The 9528-nt window shown below is 46.0% G+C and carries 7 protein-coding genes and 1 pseudogene; 6 read left to right on the top strand and 2 right to left on the bottom strand.

Annotated features, from left to right (window positions below; translation table 11 throughout):
- Positions 1-53: 53 nt before the first annotated feature.
- Positions 54-1352 carry an LCP family glycopolymer transferase gene (locus tag ACI39P_RS07125; RefSeq protein WP_439719977.1) on the bottom strand — a complete coding sequence of 433 codons (1299 nt, stop codon included), beginning with the start codon at positions 1350-1352 and terminating at the stop codon, positions 54-56.
- Positions 1353-1359: 7 nt separating this feature from the next.
- Positions 1360-2556, bottom strand: a complete 1197-nt coding sequence (locus ACI39P_RS07130; protein ID WP_439719978.1) for an LCP family glycopolymer transferase — start codon at positions 2554-2556, stop codon at positions 1360-1362.
- A 323-nt stretch (positions 2557-2879) separates the two neighbouring features.
- On the opposite strand from ACI39P_RS07130, the gene ACI39P_RS07135 reads away from it, so the two are divergent.
- The 6 genes and pseudogenes from ACI39P_RS07135 to ACI39P_RS07160 form a co-directional block, all read left to right on the top strand.
- Positions 2880-4790, top strand: a complete 1911-nt coding sequence (locus ACI39P_RS07135) for a sulfatase-like hydrolase/transferase (RefSeq protein ID WP_439719979.1) — start codon at positions 2880-2882, stop codon at positions 4788-4790.
- 502 nt (positions 4791-5292) lie between these two features.
- Positions 5293-6675 carry a sodium-dependent transporter gene (locus ACI39P_RS07140; protein WP_439719980.1) on the top strand — a complete coding sequence of 461 codons (1383 nt, stop codon included), beginning with the start codon at positions 5293-5295 and terminating at the stop codon, positions 6673-6675.
- 480 nt (positions 6676-7155) lie between these two features.
- Positions 7156-8544: a sodium-dependent transporter gene (locus ACI39P_RS07145; protein WP_439719981.1), complete on the top strand. Its 1389-nt coding sequence runs from the start codon at positions 7156-7158 to the stop codon at positions 8542-8544.
- 255 nt (positions 8545-8799) lie between these two features.
- On the top strand, positions 8800-9096 hold the full coding sequence (locus ACI39P_RS07150; RefSeq protein ID WP_439719982.1) for a spore coat associated protein CotJA: 297 nt from the start codon (positions 8800-8802) through the stop codon (positions 9094-9096).
- Between the two features lie 2 nt (positions 9097-9098).
- Positions 9099-9383 (top strand): spore coat protein CotJB, encoded by a 285-nt coding sequence (locus ACI39P_RS07155; protein WP_439719983.1) that lies wholly within the window; start codon positions 9099-9101, stop codon positions 9381-9383.
- Positions 9384-9476 (top strand): annotated as a pseudogene (locus ACI39P_RS07160) (manganese catalase family protein); the annotation flags it as partial.
- Positions 9477-9528: the final 52 nt, after the last annotated feature.

Raw genomic sequence — 9528 nt, forward strand, 5'->3', positions numbered from 1 at the left:
AAAAAATTTGATTTATTATTCATTTCTCACTTGACATCACACCGCTGGACTTATCAGGATTCGTTTGTGCCCAGAATGATGCGGATATCTGCGCTGCCCACAGCATCGGGTGCCAGTTCCACCTTCGCATTATCAAAATATTTCACCAAGTCTTCCCCTGTGCCTTCGGTCTTCACCTGGATCCGGGTATAATCCACCTGTTCACCGTTATAATTGGTAGGTTCAGTCAGGCGGAACCCTTCCTGGCTCAGCTCTTCGGTAAATCGGCCCGCCAAGCCTGTCACATTGCCGCCGTTGGAAACTTCAATCAGCAGGCTCTTGCTGTCGATAGAACCATCTTCGTTCACTTCCGGCGCAATGCTGTAGAAAATACGGTCTACCATTTCCTGTGTAGCATCGGGGTCATGGATAAAATAAGATACCCCGCCCACATATTGGCCCACACCGGGCAATGTTTCCATGGTCATTTTGTTCATATCGATCTTCTTGATATAATTCGCATATTTCAAGGCATCCGTCAGGCTGACATCCGTATCTACATGCTTATACATGACTTTAATATAATCCCCCAGATTCTTTACGATGCTTTCCGTACTCAGCACCTTCTGGGCCAAAGCCTTCAGGAACATCTGCTGCACCTGAATACGGCCAACGTCCCCGTTTGCATATCCCTTCCGGTAACGGACCAGCTGCAATGCCTTATTGCCATCCAGCGTTTGCAGGCCTTTTTTCAGGTCAATGGTGATATCACCCGTATCGCTCATATCCCATTTCATATCCTGGGGAACATCTACCTCTACGCCGCCTACAGCATCTACGATTTCCACCAGTGCATCAAAATCCACTTTGACATAATGGTCAATACTGATGCCCAGCAAATCCTCCAGCTGCAGCACTGCCGCCTCGGGGCCATGCTCCTTCCCGCCGATGGCATGGACTGCATTGAATTTCATCACACCATAGCTTTTCCCTAACAGTTCCTCCACCTCGGAACAAACAGAAACACGGGTATCTCTGGGGATTGAAATCAGGCTCAGGCTTTCCTGGGCGCTGTCATAATGCACCACAAAAGCCACATCCGTTCTGGTGCCGTCCTTATCCACACCAAATACCGCCACATTCATTTTGATATTTCTGCCCAGCAGCGCATCCAGCATATTCATATCTGTTGCATTTGTGGTGATGCCCATATTGGAAAAGGGCATATTGCCTGTCACTTTATAATAAGCAAAGCATGCACCGCCCGCCAAAATCACAAAAACCAACACGATGGAACATACGATTTTGAAAAATGTCTTTATCGGATTAAACGCTCTTCTTCTCTTTGGTGCGCGTCTTCTTTTTCCACTCATTGATTTCTCACCCATTCATCAGTTCTTCATCCATAGTCTGCACGTCTTCTTCCGGTTCGATTCCGTAGATCCGCCAATCGATCAGCGCTTTCGTGCCTTCTTCATCAATATCAAAATAAGAGCCGCCTTCCCCGGGAACTGTATCACTTGTGATCTTCGCAGGGTCAAGGTCTTTCACATATTTTACATATTTCAATGCTTCCGATACAGAAATATTGCTTTCCGTACAATCCAGCGCCACTTTCACCAGATTATCCAGATTCTTCATCAATGTTTCAGAACTGCAAACCTTTTCGATCAGCGCCTGAATGAATTGCTGCTGTACTTCGATCCGTTTCAGGTCTTTCTGGGCATAGCCTTCCCGGAAACGAACCAGCTGTTCTGCCTTTTCCCCGTCCAAATGCTGCATGCCGGGATACAGGTCAATATACAGATCCTGATAAGGGTCTACATAATACAATCTCTGTTCTACTTCAAAATCCACGCCGCCTACAGCGTCTACGATCTGACGGAAAGCAGAAAGGTCTACCTTTACATAATAATCGATCTTGATTCCCAGCAGATCTTCCAGCATTGCCACAGAGAAGGTGCAGCGGTTATCGTTGCCCGCATAGGCATGTACCTCTGTCAGCTTACACTGGCCATAAACCCCATTTCGGTTGGGCACATAGGCATTATTTTCTTCCAGATATTCGATCATTTCATCGGTCATGGTGACTCTGGTATCCCTGGGAACAGAAATAAAATGCAGTTCCTTGGTTTTGGTGTTGAAGCTGGCCACCATATTCACATCCGCCCGGAAGCCGTCTTCATCCGTGCCAAAAATGGCCACATTGATGACTTCCTCCACCTTCGACTGATCCTCTGCGGAAACAACAAAATTGGATTTTTCCGCCTTGCCTTCCCATCTGTCCATGGCCGCCCAAACCTTTGCCACAGCGTATGTACCAATCAGGATCAGAAGCAACGCAATGACCAACAGAATGCTCCTGCGGCGTCTTTTTCTCTGTTCCGCCTTGCGCCGGGACATCCTTCTGCCCTGAGCAACCCTTCTGGGGTCAATATAAGTCTGTTCCTCATACGCTGCCCGCCGCTGTTCTTCCTGGTAAGGGACCCGGGTCTGCCTGCGGCGCACCTGGCGCTGGCGCAGCTCCATATCCTCAGGGGGTCTGCGGCGTCTTCTGTATTCTCTTTTTTCACCCATATTCAATTCTCCTCTTTTTCAGAGTTACACACTGTATGGTGTTTATTTCTTTGCAACCCTTTGATTATAGCAAATCTGACAAACCCTGACAATAACAGAATTGCATCTATTTCCATTTTTTGTCTTTCTGCATGGTTTTCTTTCAATATTCAGGACTTTCCTATTTTATTATACACGATTTCACCCACATGAAAAGGGACAAAATTCTTAATTTTCCAACCTTCCCCCCTTTCGCCTTTCTTTACTTTTCCGATAAATTTTCGTATAATCCCTAATGATAAGGATAAAAACCATTGGAATTCCACGTAAAGGAGGTCATGATCATGAAGGAACAGTCGCCTGAAAAAGCCTCTGTTTTATATAAGATTCAAAAATTTTTTGATACCCCTCAGGGTATTGCTGCTGTTCTTCTAGTCAGTGCCGTTTTTATCACCGGCTTGGTCTATCTCATCACCACCACAAAGATTTTGCATGTAGGCTGGGAAATTTTGCACGCCCCTTCCATGCTGCTGCTGAATATTCTGCCTGTTCTGCTGTTGTTGTTGCTGCTGTTTCTCGTGACAAAGCGGCTCTTTTTCTCCATCAGCTGTACAGGGGTAGTTCTAATCTTTTTTGCCGTTGCAGACCGCATCAAAGTCTCCATGCGGCAGGAGCCTCTGCTCCCTACCGATCTGACATTGGTAAAAGAAGCGGCGACCATCCTAAAGACTTTTCCCATCTATCAGCTGATCCTGATCGGGCTGCTGCTTGTCCTGTTTGCCGTGCTGCTGGTGCTGAGTTTCCGAAAATCCAAAGGTACGGCTTTGCCTGCTGTCCCCCGCCTGGTGGGGATTCTCTTGGTGATTGCCTGCGGCTTCGGTGCAAATCAGCTCTGGTATGCAGATAAAGCCCTTTATGATGGTTACCCTACCGTAGATAACCCCTATTTTCAGGTAAACCAATACAACACCCGCGGGATGATCTACTCCTTCCTGCATCAATTCAACATCACGCAGATGAAAGAACCGGAAGGCTACGATGTCACCTACTTCGCGGAGCTGGAAGATACCGACTGGGCAGCCCCTGAAGCCGCCCCCGGCGAAGGGACGCAATATCCCCACATCGTGATGATTATGGGGGAGGCCTTCTCCGATCTGAGCGAAAACGAACATCTGGATTTTTCCGAGTACCGTGACCCTCTGCAGAACTGGAAAGCCATCTGCGCGGAAGAAGATACCATCAGCGGCCATATCGTAGTGCCCAATTTCGGCGGCGGCACCTCCAATACGGAATACGATGTGCTGACCGGCTGCGCTACCCGCTATCTGGACAGTTCCCTGCCTTCCTATAATTTTATCCACAGCGATTTTGACGGCATACCCCGTCAGCTTGCGAAGCTGGGCTATGAGACATTGTCCATCCACCCCGGCTATGCCTGGTTCTATAACCGCCAGAATGTTTACCCCGATCTGGGCTTTGAAACCTGCTATTTCCTGGAAGATTCCTTTGATCTGGCAACCCAGGGCTATGGCGGCTATATCAATGAAGCAGTCACCATGGATAAGATCATCGAAACACTGGATACCCATATCAAGGAAACGGATACCCCCCTCTTTTCCTTCACTGTGACGATCCAAAACCATGGCCCCTATGAAAAGAAATACGGCACTCTGCCTGCCAATTTCTCCACGGATATTCCTCTGGATGAAACCCAAACAGACCTGCTGACCCAATATTTCCAAGGCATCATCGATGCGGATGAACAAATCGGCCGCCTGAAAGAATATGCGGAAACTTCTGAGGAACCCATCGTTCTGGTCTATTTTGGCGACCATCTGCCCGGCTTCTCTAATGGTATGGAATTTTTCGACCTGCTGGAGTATCCCATTGATGCCAACGGCACACCGGAAGAACAGCTGGCTGTTTATGAAACGCCTTATTTTATCTGGCAGAATGACAGCGCAAAGGCTCTGGCAGATACAAAAACTGCCGAGGAAATCGGGCTTCCGGAAGATGGTCTCATCAGCTCCCAATTTTTAGGTTCTGCTGTTTTGGAATTGTACGTTCCGGGCTATGAATCTCCTTTGCACAGCTATAACAACCAGCTCCGCAGGGAAGTCCCCGTTTGTGCAAAAAATATCTATGTAGATAAAAATGGTACCTACACAGAAACCATTTCTGAAGAGCAGGCTCAATTGGTAACACTTCTGAAAAACTGGCAGTATTACAAGCTTTTTGATGAAAAACTCCCCTGATTCTGCGGGACAAGATATTTCGTGTCGGGAAAATTTCCCGGCACTTTTTTCTTCTCCATAAACTTCTCATACCTCAGACAAGTCATTTGATGTAGGCTGAATTTTATTGTTTTTCCTTCATTTTTCCCATTATTTTCCATTTATGGTATAAATTTCTTGTTAACTTTTTTCATTTCGCGTAAAATTTATTCACTAAAACTATGCTGTTTTTTTCGTTATTTACGTATTTCTTAACTTTGTATTTATTTTAATACATACTTATGAACAAAAAATTTTGTTTTTTTTTAAATTTTTTATTGAAATTATTTAATATATAAGGTAAAATAGGTTTGAACCTAATCACTGTTGCAGTTTTTATTTCCGAACTGTCTTTGACAGAAGAGGAAATTTGAGGGAGGGAATTGCAGCAGTCAAAAAGTTTCATTATTTGAAACTTTTTTCATCACAGGAATGATCCTTCATTCCACGCTCTTATTATTCTTTTATGTGAGGAGGAATACTTATGTCTACAACTGAAAATCGTGCCGAGTTTGGTTCCAAGTTAGGTTTCATCCTATCAGCTGCCGGTTCTGCAGTTGGTCTGGGCAACATCTGGAAATTCCCTGGTAAAGCGTATAACTGCGGCGGCGGTGCTTTCCTGATCGTTTACATCCTGATGGTTGCTCTGATCGGTACAACTGTAATGATGGCTGAATTCACAGTTGGCCGTAAAACCCACAAAAACGCAATCGGCGCTTTCCGTGAAATCAACGAAAAGTGGTCCTTTGCAGGTGGTCTGGGCGTCCTGACCGGTTTTATCATCCTGTGCTACTATTGCCAGGTTGGCGGCTGGACAATGAAATACATCTATGCTTACATCGTAGAAGCACAGACTGTATATGCTGACCCTATGGCATATTTCCTGGGCATGCTGGGTGCAAACGGCTTCCCTGTTCAGGGTGCTATTATCTTCCCCCTGATCTTCCTGCTGCTGACATGTTTCATCATCAGCCATGGTACTGCTGGTATCGAAAAAATGTCTAAGATTCTGATGCCTCTGCTGTTTATCCTGCTGATCGGTCTGATGATCCGTTCCTGCACACTGCCCGGCGCAGATGTTGGTCTGGATTATATGCTGCACGTAGATTTCTCCACAATTGGTACAAACGCAATTCTGGTTGCCCTTGGTCAGGCATTCTTCTCTCTGTCCCTTGGTATGGGCGTTATGATTACATACGCTTCCTACCTGTCCAGCGAAGATAACCTGGTTTCCAATACTGGTATTGTCTGCGTACTGGATACATGCGTAGCTCTGTTCGCAGGCTTCATGATCATCCCCGCTGTATTCGCTACAGGTATCGACCCCGGTATGGGCGGCGGTTTCGCATTCGCAACATTGGCAGGTGTATTCCAGGCAATCCCCGGCGGTACATTGTTCGGTCTGCTGTTCTACTTCCTGCTGTTCTTCGCCGCTGTAACATCCTCCACATCTATTCTGGAAGGTACCATTGCATTCCTGGTTGAAGAAAAAGGCATCGAAAGAAAGAAAGCTCTGGTTGGTACATCTATTATCATCTTCATCATCGGTGTTCTGTACACACTGTCTCAGGCTTACATGAACATCAAAGGTATCTGGATCTCCAAAGAAGGCATCATGTTCCCTATCTTTGGCGACTTCCTGGAATACCTGACAGACAGACTGTTGCTGCCTCTGGGTGCATTCTTCTCCGTATTGTTTGTTGGCTGGGTATGGGGTCCCGACAATGCTGTTGAAGAAGCTACTTCCAATGGCAAATATAAATTCACACTGGCTCCCGCATGGAAGATCCTGGTGAAATATATCGCTCCCGTTGCGATCATCGCCATCATCATTGCCGGTATGGTATTTGGTATGTCTATTTCTTAATCAAAAATATTTTCTTAAAAAGAAACTGAAAAGCATATCTTTGCATAAGAAATTTTACGACAAGGTTGGAGGCTCCCCCTCCGACCTTCCTTTTTTCGCCCATTTCTTTAGCATTTTTCCATGTACAATCCCATTTACCGATTGTCTTTTTATACATACTATACAATTCATTTTCATATTTCTCTCCAGTGTTAAGGGAAACACACCGATATCTTAACGGTTTTTTTATGGATTTTTATATGTTTTTCCGCTATTCTACTTATAGGATAGAAATGTAAATTTCTGGAAGTACATACATTTTTTTCTTTTTTAGGCTGAAATATCCATTAGACATCAGACAAACTGTAGGAGGGACAGTGTTATCTGTTGTAAAAAAGAAGGCAATCATCCTATCCGTATTTACGCTTCCAGTCATCTTTTCTCATCCTGGGAAACAGCTTCGTTTCCATGCATTTGTTCTTTTGTAAAGGAGGTATACTTATGTCTACAACTGAAAATCGTGTTGAGTTTGGTTCCAAGTTAGGTTTCATCCTATCCGCTGCCGGCTCTGCAGTTGGCTTGGGCAACATCTGGAAATTCCCCGGCAAAGCATATTTTTGCGGCGGCGGCGCTTTCCTGATCATCTATTTGATCATTGTTGCTCTGATCGGTACAACTGTAATGATGGCTGAATTCACAGTCGGCCGTAAAACCCACAAAAACGCAGTTGGCGCAATGCGCGAACTGAACGCAAAATGGTCCTGGGTCGGCGGTCTGGGCGTTCTGACAGGCTTCATCATCCTGTGCTACTATTGCCAGGTTGGCGGCTGGGCAATAAAATATATTGTTGCCTACATCGTAGATGTGAAGACTGTATGGGCAGACCCCATGGCTTACTTCCTGAACAATCTGCTGGGTGCTGATGGTTCTTTCCCTGTACAGGGGGCAATCATCTATCCCTTCATCTTCCTGTTTTTAACAGCATATATCATCAGCCATGGTACTGCAGGGATTGAAAAAATGTCTACGATCCTGATGCCCGTACTGTTCATTTTGCTGATCTTCCTGATGATCCGTTCCTGCACACTGCCCGGTGCTGATGAAGGTCTGGCATATATGCTGCATGTAGATTTTTCCACTATCAATGGCGTTGCTATCCTGACAGCCTTGGGGCAGGCATTCTTCTCTTTGTCCCTTGGCATGGGCGTAATGATGACATACGCCTCCTACCTGTCCAGCGAAGATAACCTGATTTCCAATACAGCTATCGTATGTACACTGGATACTTTAGTTGCCCTGTTCGCAGGCTTCATGATTATCCCCGCTGTATTTGCTACAGGTATTGCCCCTGGTATGGGCGGCGGCTTTGGCTTTGCCACACTGGCAGGCGTATTCATGGCGATTCCTGGTGGTCAGTTCATCGGTATGGTGTTCTATTTCCTGCTGTTCTTTGCGGCGATCACCTCTTCCACATCCATTCTGGAAGGTACCGTTGCATTCCTGGTTGAAGAAAAAGGTATCGCAAGAAAGAAAGCTCTGCTCGGTGCATCCATCATCATCTTTATCGTTGGTGTACTTTATACCCTGTCTCAGGCTTATATGAATCTGAAGGGTGTATGGATCTCCGGTTCTGGTCTGGAATTCCCTACTTTCGGCGATTTCCTGGAATACCTGACAGACAGACTGATGCTGCCGGCCGGCGCATTCTTTACAACCCTGTTCGTAGGCTGGATTTGGGGTACAGATAATTCTATTCAGGAAGCCAGCTCCAATGGCAAATTTAAATTTACCTTGGCGCCTGCATATAAGTTTATCGTAAAATATCTGGATCCTATCGCAATCGGTGCGATCATCATCGCCGGTATGGTATTCGGTATGTCTATCTCTTAATCATCAATCATAATTTCGCTTCAAAAATGGCCGAAAAGCCATAAAAATATAAAGCAGCACTGCCCAAAGAAGGGGAATCCAACCCCTCCCGGCCTCCCCTTTTGCATGCTGCTTTATCCCGCGGTAAGAAGAAAAGCAGCAGCATCTTTTCAGATGCTGCTGTTTTTCTTCTGAAAAAATCCCTTTTCGCCTTCTGCACCATAATCTCTGTTTTTCATATGATGATTAGTGTAAATGCCTAAAGGAGGAAGTTTCATGAAAGAAATGTGCAGAAATTTCGTCTGCGATACAGGCAGATGCCCACAGCAATCTGCCGATACACAACGCTCTATGGCAGCAACCCCCGCCGCCCTCATTCCCGATACAAGCATGGGAGACTGCAATGCCTGCGTGATCGCACGCGTAGGCCTTGCGCAGGCTATGGTCCCCTTTCAGCCCTATGAAGCACCTATGGAACAGGAACAGAGCTTGGTCTGCGGCACCGCCTTTGCCGATCTTTCCATGCCCTATTGCTCCGGCTGGAATCTTTATCGTTTTGGAAGGGAGGATTGAACATGGACCGCAATGAACTGCTCAAAACATTGACCGAACTGGATTTTATCGCCGTAGACCTGGGGCTGTTCCTGAATACTCACCCCGACAATGCAGAAGCCATTATGGCCTATAACCAGGTCATCACTGCCGCCGATACCGTCCGCATGAAATACGAAGAAGCCTTTGGTCCTCTGTGCTCTTTCCGCAGCTACGCTTCTAATACCCAGGATTGGCAGTGGAAAGATAACCCTTGGCCTTGGCAGACAGATGCAAATTTTTCTCTGGCCGGAAAGGAGTGTAAATAAATGTGGATCTATGAAAAGAAGCTGGAATTTCCTGTGAAAATCACAAAACCCGATGCACGACTGGCAAAAATCATGATCGAACAATACGGCGGTGCATATTCCATTATGGTATAATGGGCAACCCATTTGTGTCTATCCGTTGTAA

The sequence above is a fragment of the Anaerotignum sp. genome (assembly GCF_051877975.1).
GTDB lineage: Bacteria > Bacillota > Clostridia > Lachnospirales > Anaerotignaceae > Anaerotignum_A.